Origin of the sequence: Hyalangium ruber, from assembly GCF_034259325.1 — a bacterium.
GTDB lineage: Bacteria > Myxococcota > Myxococcia > Myxococcales > Myxococcaceae > Hyalangium_A > Hyalangium_A rubrum.
The window spans coordinates 78,169-103,297 of record NZ_JAXIVS010000005.1 but is presented as its reverse complement, the minus strand read 5'-3'; the positions used below and the strand labels follow the sequence as shown (position 1 = coordinate 103,297).

General features: G+C 69.0%; 23 protein-coding genes. 14 read left to right on the top strand and 9 right to left on the bottom strand.

Annotated elements, in window-relative coordinates:
* Positions 1-61: 61 nt before the first annotated feature.
* Entirely contained in the window at positions 62-1,243 is a 1,182-nt protein-coding gene (locus SYV04_RS16005) for a hypothetical protein (RefSeq protein WP_321546649.1), read from the bottom strand.
* Between the two features lie 163 nt (positions 1,244-1,406).
* Here SYV04_RS16005 and SYV04_RS16000 point away from each other — a divergent pair, with 163 nt between their 5' ends.
* The 6 genes from SYV04_RS16000 (at position 1,407) to SYV04_RS15975 (ending at position 7,624) form a co-directional block, all read left to right on the top strand.
* A complete protein-coding gene (locus SYV04_RS16000) occupies positions 1,407-4,022 on the top strand; it encodes a carboxypeptidase regulatory-like domain-containing protein (RefSeq protein WP_321546648.1) in 2,616 nt (871 codons plus the stop codon).
* Positions 4,023-4,117: 95 nt separating this feature from the next.
* Positions 4,118-4,996, top strand: a complete 879-nt coding sequence (locus SYV04_RS15995) for a GGDEF domain-containing protein (RefSeq protein WP_321546647.1) — start codon at positions 4,118-4,120, stop codon at positions 4,994-4,996.
* Positions 4,997-5,024: 28 nt separating this feature from the next.
* Positions 5,025-5,939, top strand: a complete 915-nt coding sequence (locus SYV04_RS15990) for a pirin family protein (RefSeq protein ID WP_321546646.1) — start codon at positions 5,025-5,027, stop codon at positions 5,937-5,939.
* 13 nt (positions 5,940-5,952) lie between these two features.
* Positions 5,953-6,279: a hypothetical protein gene (locus tag SYV04_RS15985; protein ID WP_321546645.1), complete on the top strand. Its 327-nt coding sequence runs from the start codon at positions 5,953-5,955 to the stop codon at positions 6,277-6,279.
* Between the two features lie 74 nt (positions 6,280-6,353).
* Positions 6,354-6,872 (top strand): GNAT family N-acetyltransferase, encoded by a 519-nt coding sequence (locus SYV04_RS15980; protein ID WP_321546644.1) that lies wholly within the window; start codon positions 6,354-6,356, stop codon positions 6,870-6,872.
* Positions 6,873-7,126: 254 nt separating this feature from the next.
* Complete coding sequence (locus SYV04_RS15975; RefSeq protein WP_321546643.1) at positions 7,127-7,624, top strand: hypothetical protein; 498 nt, start codon at positions 7,127-7,129, stop codon at positions 7,622-7,624.
* Between the two features lie 448 nt (positions 7,625-8,072).
* Here the strand turns inward: SYV04_RS15975 and SYV04_RS15970 are convergent, their stop codons facing one another.
* Positions 8,073-8,591, bottom strand: coding sequence for a hypothetical protein (locus SYV04_RS15970; protein ID WP_321546642.1), 519 nt, complete (start codon positions 8,589-8,591; stop codon positions 8,073-8,075).
* A 199-nt stretch (positions 8,592-8,790) separates the two neighbouring features.
* On the opposite strand from SYV04_RS15970, the gene SYV04_RS15965 reads away from it, so the two are divergent.
* Positions 8,791-9,348, top strand: a complete 558-nt coding sequence (locus tag SYV04_RS15965) for a regulatory protein RecX (protein ID WP_321546641.1) — start codon at positions 8,791-8,793, stop codon at positions 9,346-9,348.
* Between the two features lie 4 nt (positions 9,349-9,352).
* On the opposite strand, the gene SYV04_RS15960 is transcribed toward SYV04_RS15965, so the two are convergent.
* Positions 9,353-11,125, bottom strand: coding sequence for a lysophospholipid acyltransferase family protein (locus SYV04_RS15960; RefSeq protein WP_321546640.1), 1,773 nt, complete (start codon positions 11,123-11,125; stop codon positions 9,353-9,355).
* A 3-nt stretch (positions 11,126-11,128) separates the two neighbouring features.
* Positions 11,129-12,100, bottom strand: coding sequence for an SDR family oxidoreductase (locus SYV04_RS15955; protein WP_321546639.1), 972 nt, complete (start codon positions 12,098-12,100; stop codon positions 11,129-11,131).
* A 107-nt stretch (positions 12,101-12,207) separates the two neighbouring features.
* Between SYV04_RS15955 and mutL the strand changes: the two genes are divergently transcribed.
* From mutL to SYV04_RS15920, 7 genes are all read left to right on the top strand, one after another.
* A complete protein-coding gene (gene mutL, locus SYV04_RS15950; protein WP_321546638.1) occupies positions 12,208-14,007 on the top strand; it encodes a DNA mismatch repair endonuclease MutL in 1,800 nt (599 codons plus the stop codon).
* A gap of 77 nt (positions 14,008-14,084) precedes the next feature.
* Entirely contained in the window at positions 14,085-14,240 is a 156-nt protein-coding gene (locus SYV04_RS15945) for a hypothetical protein (protein WP_321546637.1), read from the top strand.
* Complete coding sequence (locus SYV04_RS15940) at positions 14,240-14,920, top strand: ligand-gated ion channel (protein ID WP_321546636.1); 681 nt, start codon at positions 14,240-14,242, stop codon at positions 14,918-14,920. The genes SYV04_RS15945 and SYV04_RS15940 overlap by 1 nt, the downstream gene beginning before the upstream one ends.
* Before the next feature lie 163 nt (positions 14,921-15,083).
* Positions 15,084-16,106, top strand: coding sequence for a tetratricopeptide repeat protein (locus tag SYV04_RS15935; protein ID WP_321546635.1), 1,023 nt, complete (start codon positions 15,084-15,086; stop codon positions 16,104-16,106).
* A 173-nt stretch (positions 16,107-16,279) separates the two neighbouring features.
* Complete coding sequence (locus SYV04_RS15930) at positions 16,280-16,792, top strand: hypothetical protein (protein WP_321546634.1); 513 nt, start codon at positions 16,280-16,282, stop codon at positions 16,790-16,792.
* Positions 16,793-16,946: 154 nt separating this feature from the next.
* Positions 16,947-17,492 carry an ester cyclase gene (locus SYV04_RS15925; RefSeq protein WP_321546633.1) on the top strand — a complete coding sequence of 182 codons (546 nt, stop codon included), beginning with the start codon at positions 16,947-16,949 and terminating at the stop codon, positions 17,490-17,492.
* A 119-nt stretch (positions 17,493-17,611) separates the two neighbouring features.
* Positions 17,612-18,112: a VOC family protein gene (locus SYV04_RS15920; RefSeq protein ID WP_321546632.1), complete on the top strand. Its 501-nt coding sequence runs from the start codon at positions 17,612-17,614 to the stop codon at positions 18,110-18,112.
* A gap of 2 nt (positions 18,113-18,114) precedes the next feature.
* On the opposite strand, the gene SYV04_RS15915 is transcribed toward SYV04_RS15920, so the two are convergent.
* The 5 genes from SYV04_RS15915 to SYV04_RS15895 form a co-directional block, all read right to left on the bottom strand.
* On the bottom strand, positions 18,115-19,740 hold the full coding sequence (locus SYV04_RS15915) for a peptidase associated/transthyretin-like domain-containing protein (protein WP_321546631.1): 1,626 nt from the start codon (positions 19,738-19,740) through the stop codon (positions 18,115-18,117).
* On the bottom strand, positions 19,737-20,324 hold the full coding sequence (locus tag SYV04_RS15910) for a hypothetical protein (RefSeq protein ID WP_321546630.1): 588 nt from the start codon (positions 20,322-20,324) through the stop codon (positions 19,737-19,739). Before SYV04_RS15910 ends, SYV04_RS15915 begins: the two co-directional genes overlap by 4 nt.
* 71 nt (positions 20,325-20,395) lie before the next feature.
* Complete coding sequence (locus SYV04_RS15905; RefSeq protein WP_321546629.1) at positions 20,396-22,279, bottom strand: sigma 54-interacting transcriptional regulator; 1,884 nt, start codon at positions 22,277-22,279, stop codon at positions 20,396-20,398.
* A gap of 23 nt (positions 22,280-22,302) precedes the next feature.
* Positions 22,303-23,292, bottom strand: a complete 990-nt coding sequence (locus SYV04_RS15900) for a hypothetical protein (protein WP_321546628.1) — start codon at positions 23,290-23,292, stop codon at positions 22,303-22,305.
* The gene (locus SYV04_RS15895; RefSeq protein WP_321546627.1) at positions 23,289-25,124 is read right to left on the bottom strand and encodes a protein kinase domain-containing protein; all 1,836 of its coding nucleotides are present in this window, start codon (positions 25,122-25,124) and stop codon (positions 23,289-23,291) included. The genes SYV04_RS15900 and SYV04_RS15895 overlap by 4 nt, the downstream gene beginning before the upstream one ends.
* Positions 25,125-25,129 lie beyond the last annotated feature (5 nt).

The following is a 25,129-nucleotide window of genomic DNA, read 5'->3' as shown; positions in this document are numbered from 1 at the left end:
ATGAAGAGCGCGGGGGTCGCACTCCGCGTGACGCGCCCGGTCGCTGGCCGGGCGTTTCGGCTCAATTCTCCGGCGAGGCGGGGTGCTGGACCTGGGCGCGGATGGCGGCGACGAAGGCCTCGCTGGTGGGCGGGAGGCCATCGCCGTGGTTGGAGTGGCTCCAGGAGGGGGTCTCCCACTCGCCGAGGACGGTGCGCAGCGTGCCATCCTCCAGGGCTCCCAGCTCCAGGGTGAAGTAGCGAGCCGGAGCGGGAGCGGCCTGCTTCTTGGCGGGGGAGGTCCAGGCGTGACAGCCCACCAGAATGGCCTCCGCCACGGCGCGCACGGGGGGCAGCTTCAGCACCGCCACCACCGAGTCGTCATCGACGTGGAACTCGACGCCCAGCCCGCTCGAGGCCAGCACCTCCTCCTTGGGGACGTCCTCGCCGACGAGCCCCCAGAGGTGCTCGAGGAACGCCACGGCGCCCTGGTGCAGGGCGCCCAGGAATCGGGCGGGATCCTTCAGGAACAGGTGGGGCACGACCCGGTGCGCAAATTCGTAGTGGTGCCGGCGCGGATGGGGCAGGAGCTGGGGCGCCGAACCGGGAGGGGTACTTGGGCCCGTGAAGGGGCGGGCCTGGCTCAGCGCGGGAGTCACCTTCACGGTGCGCTCCAGGTGGGCCAGGGCGCGCCGGGCCCGGGAGAGCGGGTGCTCCGGGAACCGCTCGTCATAGCGGGCGTCGTCGGAGCGATTGCGCCGCACCGGGCCCCGGTCCGACGGCTCGTAGGGATCCTGGGCCCACTGCTCCTGCATCCAGCGTTGGACCTCCTCCTGGGTGGAGAGCTGGACCTGCGCCATGGCCTCCGCGAAGACGCTGCTGTCCCGAACGCCGGTGGTGCCCTGCTCGGGGCACTGCACCTTGAGCACGTAGCTGCACTCCGCGAAGGGCAGGGTGAGCGTCGCCAGGTAGGTCATGCCCTTGGGCTGCTGCGGGAACTTGAAGACGGTGCGGATGGCGCGCAGGCCCGCCAGGGGGACGGTGTCGACCTCGACGATGCCACCGCCTACCTCGTGCATGCTCTTGCGGTAGGTGGCCCTCAGCCCCGAGAGGTCCTCGAGCGGCACGGGGATGTCGGGGGGCTCGGAGAAGAAGTGAAGCGAGAGCAGATCTCCCGAGGCGTTGAACCAGTAGGCCTCTGACTCCGAGTGCTGCTTGGGAGTCCACCCGGTGAGATCGAGTCGCAGGTCGTCGAGGGAAGGCATGGGCAGCGGACGGTAGTCCATTTGGGGCCGTGCCGGCGCTACCCACGAGGGCAGCCGGGCGGGCGCGGGCCCGGAACGCGCGGCAGCCTGGGCGTGGCGGTCGCGCACCGGTCCTGCTGCCTGTAAGGTCCGGGGGATCGTCTTTGTGAAGAGGGAGTCCGCGATGAACGCACCCACCCGCCTGGTGCTGATGCTGGGGTTGCTCTGCGTGGGGTCGGCGCTCAACGGCTGCTCGGCGGCCGACGAGGATACAACGCCCATCCCCACGCCCCCGGCGAAGGATCCGAACGCGCCGTGTACGGTGGATCAGGACTGCCCGGATCCGTCGCTCTTCTTCTGCAACACGGTGGCCTCGCGGTGCGAGCCCGCCTGCCGCACCCGGGAGGACTGCTCGGCGTTGCGGCGCGGGCCGTATTCGCTCAACGAGTGCGACCGCAATCCGCTGGGCTGCCAGTGCGATACGGGCAAGTGCGTGGCGTCGCTGTGCTGGCGGGACGCGGACTGTGACAAGAAGGTCTGTCGGGATGGCCATTGCGTGGAGAAGGAGTCCATGGCGGCCGCAGCGTCCTGCCGGGTGATACCGGACTTCGTCATCGGCACCCAAGGGACGCGCGTGCGCTTCGATGTGGCGGTGAGCGACGCGGAGGGCGAGCCGGTGGTGCCCGCTGGGGGCATCTCCTGGGCGGCGGCGAGCGAGGCGGTGGTGAGAGAAGGCCTGGGCACGAGCACGAGCGTGATCTTCACGCTGTCGGCGCCGGCAGAGGCCATGGATGCGGTGGAGGTCCGGGTGGGCAACGCCTCCTGCCGCGCGCGCGTCACGGTGCTCCCGGTGGAGGTGGAGGCCGGGCAGGTGCGCGTGGTGGTGACGGATGAGCTCACGGGACGGCCGCTGCCCGGCACGTGGGTGGTGGTGGCCGACGAGGCGGGGAGCGCGACGGGCTCGGGCGTGGCGGACGCGGGCGGAGTGGCGCAGGTACCAGCCTCTGGAGTGGTGAGCGTCACCGCCTTCCACGCGGACTACGGCTACCTCACGCTGGCGCACTACGACACGGCGTCCGGTTCGCGCGATCTGTCGCTGCCGCTGCGGCGCAACCCGCTGGCGGCCTACGGCGGGACGAAGGGCACCTTCACGAACCTGCCCGTCTCGTCGAACCTCCACATGGGCTTTGCCGGCATGTCCTTGCCCGGCCTGGGCCTGGATTTGACGAACGAGCAGATCCTCGGCCCTACCAAGACGGTGCCCCTCAACATGGGAGGCTTCTCGCGGGACCTATCGCTGCCGCAGGGCGCATTCCTGGCGCTGCCCTCGGATTCGACGCCGGGGTCGTACGCCGCGCCGGGCGTGGCGGGGGTGTGCGACGCCAGCCTCGCGGGGGACCTCAACCCCGAGGATGCCCTGCGCGCCGGGGCGTGCGGCACGCGCACCGCGTGGGCGCTGGCGGGAGACGTGCCCCCCACGGAGCTGCCTCCGAGCCTCTTCGGCCCCACGGTGGACATCGGCCAGGTGCTCGCGCAGAGCATTCCCCTGCTGCGGCGCTTCCACTCGTCCGTCGTCCGGGACGTGCAGTTCCGGCTCGTGCCCACGCCCGGGGCCGAGACGGGCGCGCCGGACTTCCAGGACACCGCGCACTACACCGCGCTGGACCATGACTTCCAGCAACTGCCGCTGGGCTTCCAGTTCGCCGTGCGTGTCCCCTCGTTGCCGCGCTACCGGGGCGCCTTCCTGGACGGAGCCTTCGTGCTGGGCGGGGTGGACGTACCGGGGCAGGGCGTGGTTCCGCTAGGGCTGGGCTTCGCGGTGAACGTGGCGCCGGCGGACCCCAACACGGACCTGCAGGCGGGGCTGCCCGCGCCAGGGCTCGTCAGCGTCCGCATGGCTCCCGCGCACCACGGGCTGGAGGGCTACCCCTACCGGCTGCTCGTCTTCGCCAATGCCAACACGAGCCTCAATGACGCCTCGGCGGGCGCGGCGAGCAGCGTGCTGGTGGAGCCCCTCCCCAGCCTGCTCTTCGATCCCAAGGGCGCGACGCCCCTCTCGGTCGCGGGCAGCTTCCTCCCGGTCCCCGAGGGGGCCCGCTACAACTTCGACTCCGCTCCGAACGGGGGTTTGGCGGGCCGGCAGTTCCGCTTCGTCAGCGATCCGGGGCTGAGCGGAGTCTCCGTGCTGCGCGTCGTCCTCACCAACCGGGTGGGGCGCCGCTGGACGGTGCTGCTGGATCCGGCGCACGCCACCACCGGCTTCCGCCTGCCCGTGCCGCCCGCGCCCTTCGAGGACCGCACCTACTCCGGAGATGTCACCGGCTCACGCTCGCAGTTGCTCGTGCAGGCGATCTCCGCGCGCGCGGAGGACGGCGGTCGGTTGGGCCCGGTGGCCCTGGTGGAGTCGAATGACCTCCACCTCGGGCGGTTGAGCGACTTCATCCGCGCTGCCTCCTTGCTCGATTACCGCCGCCCCGAGGTGTCGTGGCTCGTCCCCGAGGGGGACGGGCTGAGCGTGCCCCGCGAGTCCACCGTGCGCGTGCGGACCACCAGCTTCCGGATCGGCAGCGGGCCCACGGACGACGGGTACGTGCAGCTCTCCTTCAACGGGGGAGCGGGCTGCGAGGGCCAGACGGTCCGCGGGGACGTGGACGCCTCCCAGGGGCGCGGCGAGGTGGACCTGCGGCTGCCCCCGGGCTGCTCCGGATTGAGCTTGCTCGTCACCGCCACCCTGGTGGACCCGACGGGGGCGCCCCTGCGCCCGCCGGTGTTCAGCTCTCGCCGGCTCAACATCCCCTGACCCATGGAGTAGGGTGGGGGGCTCACGTTTTCCCACCCTGAGGATCAGACCGGGGGTGGATTTCGCGTTTTGCGGAATGTTATGTTTGGGCCGTTATGGCGCAGAACGAGACCGTCGTTACGATCATCTCGAAGATCTCCGAGCAGCCGCTGAGTCTGGAGGCGGCGCTGGTGGTGATCTACGGGTTGGATCTGGGGCGCAAGTACGACCTGGGCAAGCCGGAGATCATCATCGGGCGCGCGTCCAAGGCGGACATCTGCGTCGATCAGGAGTCGGTGAGCCGCAACCACGCGTGCATCACGAACACGAAGAAGGGCGTGCGTGTCCGGGACCTGGGCTCCACCAACGGGACGTTCATCAACGACGATCTGGTGGAGGGCGAGCGGGAGCTGTGCAACGGGGACCTGGTGAAGATCGGCCGGACGATCTTCAAGTTCATCGCCGGCGGGAACATCGAGGCGGCGTACCACGACGAGATCTACCGGCTGACGACGATGGACGGGCTGACGCAGGTCCACAACCGTCGCTACTTCGACGAGCAGCTGGATCGGGAGCTGTCTCGCAGCCGGCGCTATGAGCGGGGCCTGTCGCTGGTGATGCTGGACATCGATCGCTTCAAGCACATCAACGACACATATGGGCACCTGGCGGGGGACTATGTCCTCAAGCAGCTGGCCTCGACGGTGCGGGTGAAGATCCGGCGCGAGGACGTGTTCGCGCGCTACGGCGGCGAGGAGTTCGCGATGATCCTGCCGGAGATCGACTTGAAGGGCGCCCGGACGTTCGCGGAGAAGGTGCGGCAGATGGTGGAGCAGCAGCAGTTCACCTTCGACAAGCACTCGATCCCGGTGACGGTGTCGCTGGGGGTGGCGGAGTTCGCCTCGGAGCACCGCGGCGCGTCGGATTTGGTGGGCGCGGCGGACGAGCGGCTCTACGAGGCGAAGACGGGCGGTCGCAACCGCGTGTGCGGCTGAGGCGCTGGGGTTCTCGGAGGGAGAGGCGATGAGTCCGCCGTGGGAGTCGTCGGAGGTGGAGCTGGTGCTGGCGGCGCGGAGCGCCGATCTTCCGGGAGGTCTCCACGTTCTGCGCGCGTTGCCCCAGGCACAGCGCAGGATGGTGGGGCCGTTCGTGTTCCTGGATCAGATGGGGCCGGCGGTCTTCTCGCCGGGGCAGGGCATGAGCGTGCTGCCGCATCCGCACATCGGGCTGTCCACCGTCACCTATCTGTTCGAGGGTGAGGGCATGCACCGCGACAGCCTGGGGACGATCCAGCGGATCCTGCCTGGGGACGTGAATTGGATGACGGCGGGGCGTGGCATCTCCCACTCCGAGCGAACGCCGCCCGAGCTGCTTCAGCAGGGCGGCACGATGTTCGGGATCCAGATCTGGGTGGCGCTGCCGAAGGTGTACGAGGAGGGGGCTCCGACGTTCGTACACCACAGCGCGGACACGCTCCCGGAGATCGAGGACGGGGGCGCTCGGATTCGCCTCGTGGCGGGTGCGCTCTATGGGGCGCGGTCGCCGGTGAAGACGCACTCGGAGCTGTTCTACGCCGTCGCGAATCTGGAGGAGGGCGCGGTGGTGCGCCTGACGGCCGAGCACGACGAGCGCGCGGCGTATGTGGCGCAGGGCTCGGTGGAGGTGGCCGGAGGCGTGCTCCAGCGTGGAGAGCTGGCGGTGTTCCAGCGAGGGGCGGAGGTGCTCCTGCGGGCGGTAGAGCCCTCGCGCGTGCTGTTGCTGGGGGGAGAGCCGTTGGAAGGCCCTCGGCATATCTGGTGGAACTTCGTCTCCAGCTCGAAGGAGCGCATCGAGCAGGCGAAGGCGGACTGGCGGGAGCAGCGCTTCGGGAGCATCCCCGGAGAGACGGAGTTCATCCCGCTGCCGAGTCCCACGCCTCGGCCCGTGAATTATCCGTAGTTAGGGCCGACACGTGTTGGTGAAGGTGGATAAGTGGGACTCAGGCGAGCACGGCACTTTGGACGAAGCGGCCGTTCGCAGGCTGTTCCAACCCAACGAGAACTACCGCATCTCTCGTGACTGGTTCCCGGCAGGAGCGGAGTTCTCCGGCGCCAGCCGTGAATGCACCTGCTTCATCCTTGCAGGGGGCTGCATGCTCAGGGGTGACGGTTACGAAATCTCTCTCACCGCCGGAGCTGTCGTCCATCAGCCAGAAGGCGGCTACAAGCTCAAGACGCAGGCGGGGGTGGAGATGGTCCGAGTCTGGCTGCTGCCACCTGCATTGCGGCCGTACCAATGATGCCTGACCAGAGGTGAGAACCCTCCAGTCGAGGCGCATGAGCGGCATAACCTGAACTCTTGGGAGCGAACTTGGTGAACCCCCTGACGATCCGCCCTGCGACGGCCGCCGATGCCGCGACGCTGACGGCCCTGGGTGCGCGCACGTTCCGTGACACCTTCGGTGCCCACAACACCCCCGAGGACATGGAGGCGTTCTTCGCCTCGCACTACCGGGAGGAGATCCAGCTCGCGGAGCTGGCGGACCCTCGCAACCTGTACCTGCTCGCGGAGGTCTCCGGGACTCCGGCCGCCTTCGCGCTGCTGCGCGACAGCCCGCCTGAGAAGGGCGTGCCTGGGAGCCGCCCGTTGATGCTGATGCGGCTGTATGTGGACCAGCCGTTCCTGGGTGCCAAGGTCGGCGCCGCGCTCATGAACCGCTGCGTGGAGGAAGCCCGCGCGCGGGGCCATGACGTTCTGTGGCTGGGCGTCTGGGAGCACAACACCCGCGCTCGAGCCTTCTACGCGAAGTGGGGGTTCTCCGAGGTAGGGGAGATGACGTTCCTTCTCGGTAACGATGTCCAGCGCGACCATGTGCTGGCGCTCTGGCTCTGAATCAAAGATTGCTATGAGGGACTGCCCTTCCGGTAGACATGGAGGATGGGCCAACGAAATTCCCGTCAAGTGACTTCCTCTTGGCGTCGACAAGAATCGGGGCCATGCCTGCAGTGTCTTGGCTCTTTTTCTCACGCGAGGAGCCTTTTGTAAGACAGCGGAGCCTCCCCCCAGGGCAAGCTGACGATCAAACTCGGACGTCACACCTTGCCCTCTTCCCTAGCGGGAAAACCAGCTGGATTTGGAGGAGCAGCATGAGCGTTGGAGGCGCAGATAAGAGTGGGGGAGCAGATTCTGCCGCTAGAGCTGCAGACGCTGCTGCCAAGTCCGCAGACGCTGCCGCCAAGGCGGAGAAGGCTCTTGCGGAGAAAGCCAAAGTAGAAAAAGCCAAAACAGAAGAAGCCAAGGCGAAGCAAGGGTTCGCGGATTTCTTGAGGGATTTCTTCGAGCCTGCTCAGCAACCTTCAGTCAGAGGATGTCCGGACGAGTTGAGAGATTACCGCGACCTGAGTAGTTTCGCAGAGCAAAGAGGCTTCACAGTCACTTCCACGACAGGAGGAAGGCACAATGTCGGCAGTGCCCATTACGAGGGCAGAGCCGTCGATGTGCGAACGCGTAACCACACCACGGCAGAGGTCGACACCTTCGTGTCCGACGCTCAAGCCTGCGGAATCACGGTCCGTGACGAACGGACTAGACCTGCTGGGCAACGAGAATGGAGCGGCCCCCACGTCCATCTGGAAGTGCCATAAGCGTTAGCAATATCGGGGGCTCCACTCTTGCTCACCTCCAGGTAAATGCGTGCAGGCTCTGGCTTTGAGAGAAGGATGCCTCCTCCCGACTGTACTTCCGACAAACCTGTCTGATGTTTGACAGGTTTGTCCAGCGCCCCTTCAGAGGGTGGTGAGGCAAAGCGAGCAGGCGAAGCACGCATTGCTTGGCTTGGCCTCTGGGGTCCTGGACTCTCTGACGTGCCGTCGGAGGGCCCGAACTCGCCGGCCGCCTGTTCGGAAATGTCGGGGGTTTTGGACGCAAAAGTCCCGACATTTCCGAACAGTCACGCTGATAGGGCAGCTGCGTAGCCCTACCTCGTCTGCTGCCGCCGGAAGGTGGCTCGGCTTCTCTGAAGCGGACCCGGCACAGGATGCAGGGGCAAGACGCCTGCCTCCCTGCTCCTGCTCAACACCCTCTCAGACGAAATCACACCAAGGTCGCCAGCCAGACTTCGTGATCAGGCAAAGCCTTTCCGAGAGTGGAGAGCGCTCGAGCGAACTCAAGCCTGTGATGCCCTTCGATGAGAAGCAGTGGTGGAAGTTTCCCGTAGGCTGAATTAGGGGCGTCGTTCGCGTTCTCCAAGACGATGATTGGAGCAGGCCATGTGCCATGCTTCTCCATGTTCAACCAGAGCCAGTGGTCACTAAGCCAGTGCTTAGGTTTGATGAGGTCTCGCTGCCAGTTGCCGTGGTTGCCCCAGGTAAACCCAAAACGAATTTCAGCAAGTCGAGCATTTGTCCACCGCTCAAGTCGAAACCGAAGCCGGGCTAGATCGAGCCAGTAGTGCGGCGACTGATCCCAGTGCCGATGGAGCCAGTGCTCAGCAACAGATACAGGGACATGCGGTATGCGGTGCTGTACCCGTGCATGCCACGTAGTGAAGGGCTCTTTTTCGTCGTCCTCTTTACGAGGCGCAATATCGGCAAAGGTTGTGTAGAAGTTCACTGGCCCCTTTTCCTGCTGTCGTGAAAGATCGTCTAGCTCAGCCCGAGTCCGACTCGATGACTGGAACTACATAGTGATCGAGGCTGGTCCAGTGGTTCCTACGGCCCGACCTTGAAGTGAAACGCGCCTGCTGGGTAGCCGAGCGGGCGACTTCGAAGGTACTCCGCAGGTCGGACGGGGGTGCTACACACGAGGCTCCATGGATGAGCCGAAGGAACAAAGGGACAAGCCCAAGGGGCCGAAGAAGCCTCGGAAGGTGTCTCCGCGTTATCTGGAGAATGCCGCGCTCCACTACCTGAAGCGCTACGCGGCGACCGTGAGTCAGCTCAAGCGTGTGCTCATGCGCAAGGTGGACCGCTCCCTCCGCGTCCACGGGGGCGACCGCACCGAGGCGCTTGGCTGGGTGGACGCGCTCACCGAGAAGCTCGTCCGTGGCGGGCTCATCAATGACCAGGCCTACGCCGAGATGAAGGCGCAGTCGCTGCGCTCCTCCGGCCGGAGCGCTCGGGTGATTGCCCAGAAGCTGCGGATGAAGGGCGTCGCCGCTGAGCTCGTCACTCAGAAGCTAGCCCAGGTCACCGCCGAGGTGTCCGAGGACGTGGCCGCCCGCATCTGGGCCCGCAAAAAGCGCCTGGGGCCCTTCCGGCGCGATGCCGCCACCCGGCAGGAGAACCGGCAGCGAGACCTCGCTGCCCTGGCCCGTGCCGGCTTCTCGTTCTCCACCGCCAAGAAGATCATCGACGGCGCAGCCGAGTAGCCCCTCAGCCCGCGAAAACCGAGCGGCGCTCGCGCAGCAGCGCTTGAATCATCCCCTGGATGGACTCGCGCGTGCGCTCCGTCAGGCGCTGCACCGCCGCCAGATCGTCCGCGTCCTCGGGACCCAGCGCATCCACGGAGATCGGCTCCCCGAAGCGCAGCGTCCACTTGGCCGGCAGCGGCACCGGGCCCGTCAGCGGCAGGTACGGCACACCCAGGAAGCCCGCCGGGATTCGCCCCAACAGCGGAGATGTCTCCTCGGCGCCCACGATCGCCACCGGGATGATGGGCGCTCCCGTGCGCAGCGCCAGCTTCACGAAGCCGCCGCGCCCGAAGCGCTTGAGCTGGTAGCGCTGCGCGAACGGCTTGCTCAGCCCCTGGTAGCCCTCGGGGAACACCAGCACCGGGCGCTGCTCGTCCAGCAACCGCACCGCGTTCTCCGGGCAGGCCCGCACCGCCCCCAGGCGGTTGAAGAGCGTCCCCAGCATCGGCGCGTGGAAGACCTGGTCTTCCACCAGCCAGCGCGGCTCTCGTAGATCCGGTCGCTCGCGCAGCAGCGTCATCGCCGCCACCAGCCCGTCGAAGGGCAGCGCCCCCGAGTGGTTCGCCACCAGGATGGCCCCTCCCGAAGGAACCTGCTCCACCCCCTGCACCGACACTCGCCAGTAACGCTCGTACAGGAAGTCCATCAGCGGCTGGAGCCCGGTCACCAGCTCCGAGTCCCGCCCGTACTCATCCAGCGACGTGCTGCCGGCCGTGCCCAGCCCCGCGCGCACCGCGCCCACCAGCCCCTGCGCCGCGCCCATCGCCCGGCCCACCGACGCGCTCGCGAGCGCCTGGATGGCGATCTCCTTGGCCATCGAGAACACGCCCACCGAGCGGGGCATCGACGGCTCCGACTCCGCGCCCGCCTGATCCGTGAAGAAGGGCTCCCGGGCCGTCTCCCGATCCTCCGGAGGAGGCACCAGGGACAGCGGCACCGCACGCTCGGGCGGATACTCGTCCTCGCCCCCGTCTGGCAGCTCCACCTCGGCTTCCGCCTGCACTCCCGCGGTGTCGACGCCCTCCGAATCCTCCTCCTCCGACAGGGCGTAGGCCGTGTCGATGACCGTCCTCTCGGCGGAGTTGCTGGAGGGCAGCTCCTCCTCGAACGCCGAGCTGAGCTGCGTCCGCTCTTCCTGGGGCGCGAGCGCTGCCTCGATGATGGCCTCGGCGGCGGCTTCGGCGGCCTCGGCCACCACGGCGGTGGCCAGCTCCCGGTTCCAGGTGTCCTCCAGCGAGCCCCGGGGCGCCACCGACGCGCCCTGCTGCGTCTGGATCGATCGCATCGTCTCCACCGCGACCTCGGCGGCGGCTTCAGCGGCGGCTTCGGCGGCCTCCATGGCCGTGGCAGAGGCCAGCACCTGATCCACCTCCTGCTCCTCTGGCGTGCGGGGCAGCGTGTCCTTCGGAGACTCCGCCACTACCGGCACGCGCGAGGGAGGACGGCGACGTGGTGTCTGGGGCGCGGCGGGCTCCCGGAGCCGGTTCGTCTCCTCCTTGCCTCCGCCCGCCTTGCGGCCCTTGGCGGGCGCGGCCTTCTTCTCGGGCGCGGCCTTCTTCGCCGCCGCCTTCTTGCCACCGGTGGGCGCGGCCTTCTTCGCCGTCTTACCGGCCGGGGCCTTCGCCTTCTTCGAGGCCTGCGCGGGCTCGGGAGCTTCGGACGACTGGGGCTCGTCGGAGCGCTGCGCGGCGCCCCTCTGGAACGGATCGTTCCCGAGCACACCCTTGGTGGCCATGACTCAGCTCCTCCTCAGCGCCGCGGCGGCATCCCGCGCGTGATGGATGGGAATGAAACCGAGCGCGGACTCGGCCTGCTCGCCGTCCGCGACCCAGCTGTAATGGATGTAGTCGAGCAGGGCGATGGGCAATCCCGCCGCTCCGGCCGCGCCCACCGCCTCCAGTGCGTGCAGCGCGGCCCGGTACAGCGGCCCTGGCAGGGGCAGCGGCCGCGAGCCCGCCTGGCGGATGAGCCCCGACAACGGCAGCACGCCCTGGCCCACGATGTTGAACTCGCCCGAGGCCTCCGCCCGCAGCGCCAGGTGCAGCGCCCGCGCGGCGTCCTCCTCGTGGATGGCCTGCCAGAGCGGATCGAACCCCAACAGCGTGGGCACCACGGAGCGCTTGAGCATCCGCGAGGCCGGGTTGTCCACCGAGGGGCCGAGCACGGGCGCGAAGCGCAGCACCAGCACCCGCGTGTCGGGGTTGCGTTCGCGGAAGGCGCGCACCTGGCCCTCCACCTGCACCTTGTCGGTGACGAAGCGGCTCTGGGGGCAGCCCCACAGCTGCGCCTCCTCGCGCAGCAGGGCAGGGTGCTGGCCCCGCGCGCCGTACACGGCGGTGAGCGAGGGCACCACCAGCCGGGGCAGCTTCACGCGTCCCGCCGCCGCCAGCACGTTGATGGTGCCGGCCACCTCCAGCTCATGCGCCAGCGAGCCGTTGCGCATGGCCCCGTACGAGAAGGCCAGGTGGTAGAGCACGTCCACGGGCTGTTCGGAGAGCGCCTCGGTCAGCTCGCTCTCGGCGTCGTGGCGCGTGAGGTCCACCCGGTGGTAATCCACCTTGGAGCCCTCGGGACGGGCCACGTCCAGGACGAGCACGCTCGCCACGGCCGGATCCTGCTCCAGCAGCGGCATCAGCAGCTTGCCGAAGTCCCCACTGGCGCCGGTCACGGCGACGCGCAGCCCCCTCTTGCCTGCATGGGTCGCATCCATCGGAGCCCAGCGTGTTAGCTAAGAACTGGAGAATTGTCAGCCTTTCCCTGGCCAACGTCCCAGGTGTTGCGCACGGCGCACTACCCTGAGAGGCTGAAGTCGCTCCCATGGCTCGCATCGCTCGACTCAGTGACGACCTCATCAACAAGATCGCCGCCGGCGAGGTGGTGGAACGCCCGGCCTCCGTGGTGAAGGAGCTGGTGGAGAACTCGCTCGACGCCGGCTCCCGCACGGTGCAGGTGGCGCTCGAGGGCGGAGGCCTGCAGCGCATCGTCATCTCGGACGATGGCCACGGCATGGGGCGGCAGGACGCGCTGCTGTGCCTGGAGCGCCACGCCACCAGCAAGCTTCGACAACTGGACGATCTGCAGACGCTGGCCAGCAAGGGCTTCCGGGGCGAGGCGCTGCCGGCCATCGCCGCCGTGTCGCGCTTCACCCTGCACACCGCCGAGCCCGACGCGCAGGTGGGCACGCGGGTGACGGTGGAGGGGGGCTCGCCGCCCCAGGTGGAGGACGCGCCGCCCCGCGTGGGCACGGTGATGACGGTGGAGGACCTCTTCTACAACACGCCCGCCCGGCTGAAGTTCATGCGCCGGGGCGAGACGGAGCTCAAGCACGTGGAGGAGGCGGTCATCCGCATCGCCCTGGCCCACCCCGAGGTCTCCTTCCTCGTGGAGCACGGCGGCCTGCCGCTGTTCACCAGCCCGGCCTGCCCGGGAGATCCGACCGAGCGCATCGCCGCGGCGCTCGGCAATGACGTGTACCCGCACCTGTTCCCCGTGGAGGAGCGGCGGCTGGGCATCACCGTCACCGGCCACATCGCCTCGCCCGAGTACACGCTGCCCACCGCGCGCGGCATCTACACCTTCGTCAACCACCGCTACGTGCGGGACCGGGGGCTCATCGGCGCCATCCAGCGCGGCTATCAGGAGTACCTGCCGTCCGGGCGCCAGCCGCTGGTGGTGCTCTTCATCGACGTGGAGCCGCACGCGGTGGACGTGAACGTTCATCCGCAGAAGCTCGAGGTGCGCTTCTCCGACTCGCGCGGCGTGTACGACGCGGTGCTCGCCGCCGTCGTCCGCACGCTCCGGGCCGCGCCCTGGCTCGGCTCCGCGCCCCCGGAGTTCGACCCCCAGCGCCAGGCCGCCCACTACGCCCACGCCGTGGAGCGCTTCCTCACCCGCGCGCAGGAGGCCGCCTGGGGCGCGCCGCTGCCACTGCCCTCGGCCGCGGACGCGCCCTCCACCGCTACGTCGCCGCTCCCGGTGCCCATGGGCCGGGCGCCCGCCTTCGGCCAGGCCCTACCGCTGCTCAACGAGGCGCCGCCGCCCGGCTACTTCGCGGCGCTGCGGCCCATGGGGTTGCTCGGCGGGCGCTTCCACGTGTGCGAGGGGCCCGGTGGCACGCTGGTGGTGCTGGACCCGCACGCGGCGCTGGAGCGGGCGCGGCTGATGGACTTCCACCGCCTGCTGGAGGAGGGGACGGGCCCTGCGCCCTCGCTCTTCGGCACCACGGTGGATCTGCCGGTGCCCTCCGCCCGCGCGCTCACGGGGGGACGTGAGGCGCTCGCCCGGCTGGGCTTCGACGTGGAGCCCTTCGGTGGCACCAGCTTCGCGCTCAAGGCGGTGCCTCCCGGCCTGGAGGGGGCCGATCCCCGAGGGCTGCTGGAGGCGCTCGCGCAGGCTTTGCCGCCACCCGGCACCGCGCTGGATGCGGTGGGGCTCGCCGAGGCCCTGCGGGTGATGGCCTGTCACGCCGCCCAGGGCCCGGCCTCGAAGCTCACGGACGCGCAGTTGCGCGCGCTGCTGGGAGAGCTGGACGGGGCGGACTTCCACCCCACGTGCCGCCACGGCACCGTGGTGGTGCTGGAGATGCCCCTGCTGGAGCTGGAGCGCCGCGCGCGCTGAAAAATTGACGCTCCAAGGGTCGCTGTTACGGTGCGCCACACCCCTGTAGCACTTCGGGCAGAAGCGAGGACGGGCGCATGCGAGGCGTAATTACCCTCCGGGACGTGCTGGCCAACCTGAACCTCGTGCTCCGGGAGTACGGGGCGTTGTGCGTGGTGCGCTGTCTCATCGCTTCCGTGTGTCGCCAGCAGACCACCTTCCTCGAGATCGCCCTGCGTCGAAAGGGCCCGTGATGCCCCGCGGTTCGTTCCTCAGCCTCCTGTTCACCCTCGCCGCCTCCACCGCCCTGGCCCAGGACGAGGACGGCTCCGCGCTCAAGGGGGGCAGCCGCATCTCCGTCCAAGTCGGCGGGCGCTTCGCCTTCAACAACACCTTCTATGACAGCTACTACGCGCGCCCGGAGAACGCGGGCGTGGCGCGTGCGGCTCCCTCGCGCTTCGGGCCGCTCGTGGTTGGCACCTTCGCGTATTCGATCACTGACTCGCTCGAGCTCGGCATCGACCTGTTCGGCACCCTCCAGCAGTTCGATCTGACCAACCAGCCCCGGCTGACCACCACCTCCTACGGCGCGCTGCTCGGCATGCGCTACCAGGCATGGTGGGACCTGGGACCCCACGGCACGGTGCCCTTCCTGGGCGTGCTCACCGGCCCGATGCTGGCCTCGACCAAGTTCGACGGGGGGAAGGTGCGAGAGACGCTCTCCCAGACGTGGGCGGTGGCCACGGGAGCGACCCTGCGCCTGAGCCCTACCTGGGGCCTGTGCGTCGAGTACCGCCACGTCTTCGCCCGAGCCGCTGTCGGGCAGCCCGACCAGCGCTTCAGCTCCCTGAACGCGGGGGGCAGCTGGGTGTCGCTGGGCGTCACGTACAACTTCCCCCACCAGCCGAGCAACCCGCTGGAGCGCCCCTTCTAGCGCGCGAGCGCTCGTCCCGTTGCCTGCTCCGGGATGACGTGGCGGAAATGAGCGGGCCCCACAGCCCTGTTCCCGGTTCCCGAAAAGACGTTGATCCGTCAGGGGAACTTTACGAATGCGCGAGCCGGCCGAAGTCCTTTCCGGACCCACCAGGAAGATGTCCATGGCAACTGAGCAGAAGCCCGTCGAGGTAGACAAGGAACTGTCGGAGATCCGCAAGGAGGTGATCGAGGCACGCAACCTCGTCATCAAGACCGACAACCTCCTGAAGAACCTCCATGCCGAGGTGAAGGCCGTCGGCAAGCGCCACGAGGACTTCCAGCGTCGGCAGTGGATCTCCTCCGGCGTCGCCTATGCCCTGTTCGCCATCCTGGTCGTGGGCGGCGCGGTGATGGTCAGCAACGCGCGCACCTCCACCGCGGGCGCCGAGCGCGAGCGGCTGGAGAAGAACGTCGCCGAGCTCACCTCGCAGCTGGAGAAGCAGCGCGCCGAGGTGGCCGCCAACCAGACCGCGCAGCGCTCCGCCAACGAGGTCTACAAGCTGATGACCACGCTGCCGGGTGACGAGCGCCTCAAGGGCATCGACGCCCTGGTGAAGCTGGACACCACGCGCCTGTCCGGGCTGGAGCGCCAGGCGCTCAACGACCGGGCGGAGCTGCTGCGCAAGGAGATCGGCCAGTCCGCCTTCGAGCGCGGCAAGGCCGCCTTCCGCCGCAACGACATGAAGGGCGCCGCGGAGGACCTGGCGCGCTTCATGGCGATGAACCCCACCGAGGCCGACGCGCTGGACGCCTCCTTCTTCCTGGGCGCGGCGTACAACAGCACCAACCAGCACGAGAAGGCCGTGCCGCTGCTGGTCCGCTTCGTGGACGGCGACAAGAAGTCCAAGACGCGTGACTACGCCATGGTGCTGCTGGCCCAGTCGTACCAGGAGACCCACCAGCTCGATAAGGCGCTGGAGACGGTGCGTGACGCCATCGCGTCCTACCCGGCCACCCAGTACCTCGGCGCGATGCGCGCCCGGCTCAACTCGGTGAAGCGCCAGATGGGTGGCCCCGAGGCGGCTGCCGCTCCGGTGCCCGCGCCCGCCGTGGCGGCTCCCGCGCCGCAGCCCACGACTCCGGCGGCGGCGGCTCCGGCCCCGACCCCGGCGCCTCCGGCCGCGGCCACCCCGGCGCCCCGCTAGTGGCGTCGTTCCCGCTCCTCTCGGGGAGCGGGACAGGGGCGGGTGTTGGGTTTCACGCACCCGCGATTCCGTGATTCCGGCAGGGGTGGGGGAGACTCCCGCCCCTGTCGTCCTACCTACCGCATCAGTCAGACGTTGCCATGCGCCTGCCTCGGTCATAAGACCAGGGGTGCGTGTCTGACGCCGACCCCCGGAAAGACCCCCGCTTCCGTCCCTTTCGAGCCGCCGCGTACGGGGTGCATATCGCCCTGTCCACGGTCTTCTGTCTCTGGCTCACCTGGAACGTGGGGCACTCCGTGGCGGCGATGACGCCCGAGCGTCAGCCTCCCGCCGAGCAGGTGCTGTCCTTCCGAGAGTGTCTGGAGGGCGCGCAGTCCCTGTGGATGGAGCTGGAGACCAAGCGCGAGACGCTCGTGCGCACCGTGCCCGCCAGCAACGCCGACCAGGAGTGGATGAGCTTTCGCACCCAGTGGCTGAGTCGGCTGCGGGAGCGTGAGAGCCAGTGCGCCCTGGGCTCGCGTGAGCGCGCCGAGCTGCGCGCCGTCTTCGTCCGGCTGGATCAGGTGCAGGACCACTACACCATCCACGCGGTGCAGTACGCCCTGGAGGTCGGTCGCGCCGTGGACGCGCTCCAGGACGCTTTCGTCACCGCGCGCAAGAACCCCGCGGCTGGCCGTCTGCCCTGACGGAATCTTGCATCCCCAGCAGACGGGGTAGGGGGAGACAGGCGCCGTCTCGGAGACCCTCGTGTCCTGCTGTTAACCTTCCGGCGGGCACTCAGGCGCGGGCTGTTGCGCTTGGGGGTCTGAAATTCTCGTTGTCTCAAGAAAGGTGTCGTTCATGAGTGAGTCGTTGCCGGTCACGGAGAAGCAGATGGGTGGCCTCTGGGATAACCACCTGAAGGCGGAGTTCACCCACAAGAGCCCTGAAGAGGCGCTGTCGACGATGACGGGCAACCCCCATGTCGTCATCGTCCCGAACATGACGGGCGGCAAGGGCACCGAGGAGCTGGGCACCTTCTACGCGAAGTACTTCCTCAACCAGCTGCCCGCGGACATGGAGATCCTTCCCCTCTCGCGCACCATCGGCCGCGAGCGCGTGGTGGACGAGCTCGTGCTGCGCTTCACCCATGACATTCGCATGGACTGGGTGCTGCCCGGGGTGCCGCCGACGGGCAAGAAGATCGAGTTCGCGATGGTGGTCATCGTCACCATGCAGGGCGACAAGATCGTCTCCGAGAACCTGTACTGGGACAACGCGACGATCCTCCTGCAGGCTGGGCTGCTCCATGACAAGAAGCTGCCCGTGGTGGGGGCCGAGAGCGCTCGCTACATGCTCAACCCCACCGAGCCGCTGAACCAGCTGATCCACCGCACGCAGCGCTAGCACCCCTTCGCAGCATCGAGGTACCCCACCCGTTCGCGCGCGGGGAGGGCTCCTCCTGGCCAAGAGGCCCACCCAGGGAGTAGGGTTGCGGCGACTCACATCCCAGGGAGGATGCACCCATGAGCAAGAGCGCGCTGCCCGGCTTCACTCGTGTCGATCACGTGGCCCTGACGGTCCCGGATCTCGACAAGGCCGTGGAGTTCTACACAGAGACTTTCGGAGCCACCGAGCTGTTCCGGCTGGGGCCCTTCGACGCGGCCGAGCTGCCGCGGATGCCGGACGGGCGGGACTGGACAGAGGCGCACGTCAACGTGCCCGGCGCGCGGGTGTTCCTCGCCATGCTCCAGCTGGGCCCGACGCTGAAGCTGGAGCTGTTCCGGTACGAGCTGCCCAAGGACGCGAGGACCACGCCGCCGCGCAACTGCGATCTCGGCGGGCACCACATCGCCTTCCAGGTGGAGAACCTGGAGGCGGCGGTGGCCTACCTGCGCGCGCGCGAGCTGCGGGTGATGGCGGGCCCCATCGTCATCCCCGTGGGGCCCGCGGCGGGGATGCGGACCCAGTACGTGCTGGACCCTTGGGGCAACCAGCTCGAGCTGGTGGAGCTGCCCAAGCGCTGAGGTCAGCGGGTGGGCAGGGTGGCCGCGTAGTTGCCCACGCTGTCGGCCAGCGTCTGGGCGAGCAGCACGGCGGTGGGTTTGCCCTCCACGTTCACCACGCGGAAGAAGCGGATGGACGCGTAGGCCGCGCCCGGGGGAGCGTTCTGCAGCCTCTCGGTGGGGACGCTCACCAGCCCGGTGACGCGGCGCCCCTTGGAGAGGGTGAAGGGCGCCAGCACCTGGACTTCGGCGGGCAGCACGGTGACGAAGCGGCTGACGCGCGGCAGGTTCTCACCGGGGATGAAGTCGAAGCGGTACTCGCCCGGATCCAGCCGCAGCGTGTAGAGGCCGTTCTCGTCGGTGGGGCTCTCCGCCTCGACGCCCACCGCGGGGCGGGGCCAGCCGCTCACCTGGCCCACGGGCTCGGCCACCACGCGCGCGCCCGCCGCGGGCGGACCGTCTGGCCCCAGCAGCGTGCCCTGCACACTGACTTTGTTGGTGCAGACGATGTCGGGCAGGGTGGTGCCTCCCCGGGGAATGGGGGTGGCCTGCAGGGTGATGCCGGCGGCCGCCTCGGGCGGAGGCACCACATAGAGCGTCAGCGGCGTGTCCGGGTGGCTCGGCAGGGAGCGCAGCTCGAAGCGGCCCTCGGTCCCGGTGAGTACGGAGCGGCTGCGGAACTGCCCGCCGCCGCCCACCTTGCCCTGGAGGTACACGGAGGCCTCCGTCACGGGCTTGCCCTCGCGGTCCAACACGCGGCCCAGCACCGTCACCGGCTCGCCGTAGTCGCCCAGCTCCAGCGGCGTGGTGACGCCGGGGCGGGGGTCCACGGTGAACGTCTTCTGCGGCACCAGATCCTCGGTGCGGGGCGCCGTCACCTGGACGAGCACGTGCTCCAGCCGCGCGGCGGAGGGATCGAGCGCGAGGCTGAACTCGCCGGTGCCCCGCGCCACCGGGACGCGCTGGGAGAGGGGCCGCAGCGCCTCGTCCACCGCCTGGACCTCCAGGTCGGCGGCCACCAGCAGGTTCTCCTGGCGCACCACCTTGCCCGTCAGTCGGGTGAGGGAGGCCTTGGCGGGCAGCAGGAAGTCGAGCGCCACGCTCTGGCCAGGCTCCACCGCGCGGGTGTCGACCCGGGGGGGCACTTCCAGCTCCGAGGCGAGCAGGGTGATGGAGAAGCGGCCCGCGCCCACCGCGAGCTGATAGCCGCCGTTGTCCGGCACCAGCACGCCCTCGTAGCGGCGCGTCACACCGGGGATGAGCAGGCTCTCTCCCGAGGCGCTCACGGTGACGCGGTTCGAGTACGCGGTGGTGTTGTTGCCGGGGGTGGGCAGCAGCGTCTCCTGCCGCACCTGGCCCTGGAGCGTGGCGGGCCCGAACAGCTGCAGGTTCTGCTGCGGCCGGAGGTTCTCCACCGGGAAGTCCTGCGCGTGCAGGCCGTTCTTCGGGTTGGCGGTGACCTCGACGACGATGTTCTGGCCCGGATCGCCGCAGCCGTCGGCGAAGCACACCTGGCCCTCGGCGCACTCGGCGTCGCTGCGGCACACCAGGCGGCTCGGGTCCGCGGCGTCCGGCAGGTAGGCGCACCCGGCGCCGAGTCCCAGTCCTGCCCAGACCAGTGCCAGCAGGACCGCTCGCATGCTCCTCATTGGCAGTCTCCGCGCACGGTGCTCACGAACCACGCGTAGGTCACCACGTAGCCCGGGTTGATGAGGAAGCCCCCGTCCGCCAGGGGCACGCGGCGCTGCTCCGGCTCGCGGTTCACCAGCCGCGCGTCGCTCACCAGGGCCTCCACCAGGTGTACGCCCGGCTCGCTCAGGGGGCTGTTGGCCGCGCGCAGGTTGATGCGCAGCGTGGCCCGGTCTCCCCGCTGGGGCTGGCCGTTGTTGGTGAGCTGGAACTCCCGGTAGAAGCCGGTGGGATTCTCGGTGTTGTAGTCCAGGTACCAGCTCACGGTGATGAGGTCATCCACGTCGGGATCCTCGACCGCGACGGCGAAATCCAGCTCGCACAGGTCATTGGTGCCGAAGTCCTGGATGATGCGTTGAAGGGGCTGCACCTGCGTCTCCAGGATGCGGGGGGGGCGGTTGCGACGCTGGGGCAGCTCCGCCAACAACGTATCGTCCTGGGGGATGAGGCACCCGCCCGCCACCCACGCCACCCATGCCAGCCCCAGCCAGCGCAGCAGAGGTCCAAGCAATCCCTTGGCCAACGGGGTAGCGGAAGATTCCATAGGAAGCACGGGAGGTTCGCGGGTGTCGGACGCCGAGGCTCGGGGCGGACCGTGACAGTGGCGTCACGGCCCTACAGCAGCTCGTCTTCCTCGGGGGGCAGGGGCTTGCCCGTCTTCTCGGCCTCCATCTTCTCCAGGTGGCGGAAGATGGTGCGCGGGTCCACGCCCAGGTCCTTGGCCGTCTTGGTGCGGTTGCCGTTGTTCCGGGCGAGCACCTCGTTGATGTAGCGCTTCTGGAACTCTTCCTTCGCCTGGAGCAGGGGCATGATGGGCTCCAGGTTCTCCGGCTTGAGGTCCAGGTCATCTGGCCCGAGCAGCGGCTTGTCGGCCAGCACCACGGACTTCTTCAGGCGGTTCTCCAGCTCGCGGATGTTGCCCGGCCAGGCGTACTTCTTCATGGCCACGGTGGCCGCGGGGGTGAAGCCCTTCACCTTGGAGCTGAACTCCTTGGCGTACTTCTGGAGGAAGAAGCGGCCCAGGACGATGACGTCCTCGCCGCGCTCGCGCAGCGGGGGCAGCTTCAGGGTGACGACGTTGAGCCGGTAGTAGAGGTCCTCGCGGAAGGTGTTCTTCTTCACCTCGTCCTCGAGGATCTTGTTCGTCGCGGCCACCACGCGGATGTCCACCGGCTCACCGCGGTTGTCTCCGACCTTGTAGACGACCTTCTCCTGCAGCGCGCGCAGCAACTTCACCTGGAGCTGCAGCGGCATCTCGCCGATCTCGTCCAGGAAGAGCGTGCCGCCGATGGCCGCCTGGAACTTGCCGGCCCGGGTGGCCACCGCGCCGGTGAAGGCGCCCTTCACGTGGCCGAACAGCTCGCTCTCCAGCAGGTTCTCGGGGATGGCGCCGCAGTTGATGGTGACGAAGGGGCCCTTGGCGCGCGGCGAGTGTCGGTGGATCTCCCGGGCGATCAGCTCCTTGCCGGTGCCCGTCTCGCCCGTAATCAGCACGGAGATGTCCGTGAGCGCGATCTTGTCGATGCGCTTGTACACGTCCTTCATGCCCTGGCAGGAGCCGACGATGTCGCCGTAGCGCTGGTCCTCGAGCTTCTTGCGCAGCTCGGTGTTGTCTAGCTTCAGCTCGTTGACCCACATCGCGTTCTGCAGAATCAGCGAGGCCTGGGCGCCGAAGATGGTGAGCATGTCCAGGCTCTTGGGCTCGAAGCGGTTCACCAGCCGGTCGTTGCCCACGTAGATGAGGCCGAACAGGTCTCCCTTGTGCATCAGCGGCACGCACATGACGGAGTGGACCTTGAGGTTCACCACCGACTCGCTCGCCTTGAACTCGGGCGCGTCGATGGCGTCGGCGAGGATGAGCGGCCGCTGCTCCTTGACCACCTTGGCGACGATGGAGTCGGACAGCTTCTCCACCGCGTCCTCGATGTTCTCGCGCGAGAGGTTGCGCGCCACCTTCACGCGCGGCTCGTTGCTCTCCATGAGGATGAGGAAGCCCTTGTCCGCGCGCGTCACCTCGATGGCCTCGTCCATGAGGCTCTCGAGGATCTTCTCGAGGTCATAGCTGCCCATCAGCCGCTCACTGAAGGTGGTGAGCCGGCGCAGCATCACCAGCTCGCGGCCGGGCACGCCGGGCAGCTCCGCGGTGTGCGAGTCGGAGCTCGCCTCGGCCGCCGAGGGGGTCGAGGATGGCGGGGGAGCGGCGCGCGGAGCGGGGGCATCGTCGCGGGCGAAGATCAGCTCGGTGCCACCCACGCGGATGACGTCCTGCGAGGCCAGCACGTGCGAGTCGCGCTTCTTGCCGTTGATCTGGAAGGTGGCCCCGAGGCTGCCCACCTCGTAGCGGCTGCCGTCGAAGCGCACGTGCAGGGCGCTGTCGGGCACGGCGGGGTCTTCGAGCTGCACGTCGTTGTCCGGCCCTCGCCCGATGCTGGTGATGCGCTTGAGCAAGGGGACCGAGCGGACCCTTCCGTCGGGGGTGCGGACGTTGAGGCTGGCCATAAGGTTCCTGGGAGGGCTCCCGGCTAGAAAGTCAGGGTGAGGCCGGCGCCGAGCCCGCCGGAAGTGGGATACAGCTGGAGGCGAGCCGTGGGGCCGCTCTCCTTGGGTGTAGCAGGAGACGCGGGGGGGCGCTCCTCGATGGTGGTCTGGGTGACCTGATCCTCGTGGCGGTAGAGCGCGTCCGCCGTGCCCAGCGCGTAGACGGTGAAGAAGCCGGTGGCCGCGCCGATCTTCAAGAGCCGCCACGTGTCGGCCTGCCGCGAGCGGTTGGTGGGGATGTAGCGCAGGGTATAGACGGCCTTGCCCGTCTCGGTGAGCACGTCGTCCACCTCGACGGTGGCCGTCTCGAAGAGGGACTCGTAGGCGAAGTAGGCGATGACGCTGGTGACCGCCAGGGCGCCCTCGGTGGCGGCGAAGACGATGCCCAAGCTGTTGCGGCCCTGCTGGAACTGGCCCGCGCCGAAGGGGACGAAGTTCACCAGGAAGTTGCGCTTCTCCACCGTGCGCACCGTCACCTGGCGGGCCAGGGACTCGGCGCGGCGGCGCTGCTCCTCGGCGGCCAGCCGCTCGCGCTCGCGGCGCTCGGCCTCCACGCGCGCGCGCTCCTGCCGCAGCCGCCGCTCCTGCCTGAGGAAGTCCAGCTCCGAGTCCATCTGCTGCTTGAGCTTGTCGAAGTACGCCACCGCCGGCGGAGGCACCACGAACGGATCCAGGCTCCGCTCCGGGTCCAGCCGCAGCAGCGCGGAGAAGTGCCGCTCGGCGTCCTTCGTCCGCTGGAGGTTGAAGGCCGCCAGGCCCGCCAGCTCGTGCAGATCGGCGAGCTGTTCCTCGCTCAGGCTGCCGCGATCGATCCGCGCCGCGGCGCGCTCGAGCACCTCGGCGTACTTGCCATACTCGAAGCTGGCGCGGATGGCGGCCATCTCCGTGTCCGTGTCCTGCGCGCGCGCGGCCCTGGGTGCCAGCAGGAGCACCGGCAACAGGTAGAGCAGCAGCGGCAGCAGGCCCCGGCTCATTCGGCGACGAGGCTCCCGCGCAGGGTGATGGGCTTGCCCGGTTCGACCGCCACGACGCGTTTCTCGGTGCGGTAGCCTGGGTAGCTCACCTCGTACTCCACGCGGTGCTGGAAGCTGGCGGGACCCCGGGGCGAGCGGATGTCGAAGGGGCGCTCCATGCTCTCGCGCGCGGTGCGCAGCTCCTCGTTGATGCGCACCTGGGCCTCGGCGGGCTGGTAGTCGAAGGAGAGCCGCGAGGGCTTGAGCTGGGCGCGCAGCCGGAAGACGTTCTCGGCGCCCGGCGCCACGTCGATGGTCTCCACCGCGTCCTCGCACCACTCACAGCGCACGGTGACGGTGTGCGCGCCGGGGGCCAGCTCCAGATCGTGCTGCGCCAGCGGCTGCGGGCTGGGGGCCAGGTCGTCCACCTGGATGGCGCCGTAGGGGCGCACCAGGATGGAGACATGCACCTTCGCGGGACGCGGGGCCTCGGGCTTGAGCGGCGGCTTCCGTGCGGTGGAGGACTCCTCGGGCGAGGGCTCCGGCGTCGGGGGCGCGGTCTCCTCGGGGACGGGGAGCGGGGTAGGGGGCTGGAGCGGGGCGTTGATGGGGTCCGGCTCGCCGCTTCGCGGCGTGGGCGCTGGTTCCGGCGGCTTCGTGGGCAGCGGCGTGTCCGGTACGGAGGGCGTCGCGGGCCCCGGACGCGAGCGGAAGAGGAAGTAGCCGCCCGTGCCGAGCGAGGCGAGGACGGCGAGCGTCACGGCCGCCTGGACGCCCCGCTTCATCCACAGTCGGCGGCGGCGGGCGCGGTTGAGCCCGTCGAGCATCGCCAGGGCGCGGGCGTTCTGCCCGTCCAGGGCGAGCACCTGGTTGAGGCTGGCCAGGGCGCGCGGGGTGCGCTTCTCGGCCAGCAGGCGCTCGCTGCGCTCCAGCAGCGAGGCGACGATGCGCTGGCGAGCGGCCTTCTTGTACGAGTCCGGGTCCACGAAGAAGGAGGCCAGCTCCTCGTTCACGCGGGGGAAGCCGAGGCCGGTGAGGTAGTCGGCCAGCGCGTCGCGCAGCTTCCCCGCGTGCGGGTATCGGTGGCGCCGGTCGCGCTGCAGGCAGGTGGTGATGATCTCCGCCAGCTCATCCGAGAGCGACGCCACGCGCCGACGCGGATCCTCGTAGGTGCCGTCGAGGATGCGCTTGAGGGTGGCCGTGGTGTTGGACGCGGTGAAGGGCAGCCGTCCGGTGGCGAAGCCGTAGAGCATGATGCCCAGCGAGAAGACGTCCGCCTCGGGGCCCGCCTCGAGGCCTTCGATGATCTCCGGAGCCATGTGGGCCGGCGAGCCCACCAGCGTGCCGGTGATGGTCATCCGCTCCTCGGTCTCCAGGAGCTTGGCGATGCCGAAGTCCATCAGCTTGAGCACGCCGTCCTCGCGGACCATGACGTTCTCGGGCTTCAGGTCGCGGTGGATGACGCCGGCCTCGTGCGCGTGGGCGAGCGCCGCGGCCAGCTCGTGGATGATCATCGCGGCGATCTCGGGCGGCTCCAGACCGCCCTCGTCCAGGTACTGCCGCAGCGTGCGGCCGCGGATGTACTCGGTGACGATGTAGGCGTTCTGCGAGTCGGCCGCGGAGAAGTCGAACACCTCGAGGATGTTGGGGTGGTGCAGGCGAGCCACCGCCTTGGCCTCGCGGGCCAGGCGCCGGCGCGACTCGTCCCTGCCGGCCAGGTGCGGGTGCAGCACCTTCACCGCCACCTCGCGATCCAGCGCGGTGTCCAGGCCCTTGTACACGACGCTCATGCCCCCCGAGCCCAGCTGCTCGAGGATGCGATAGCGCCCGATCTGGCGGCCGACGAGCGTCATCGTGT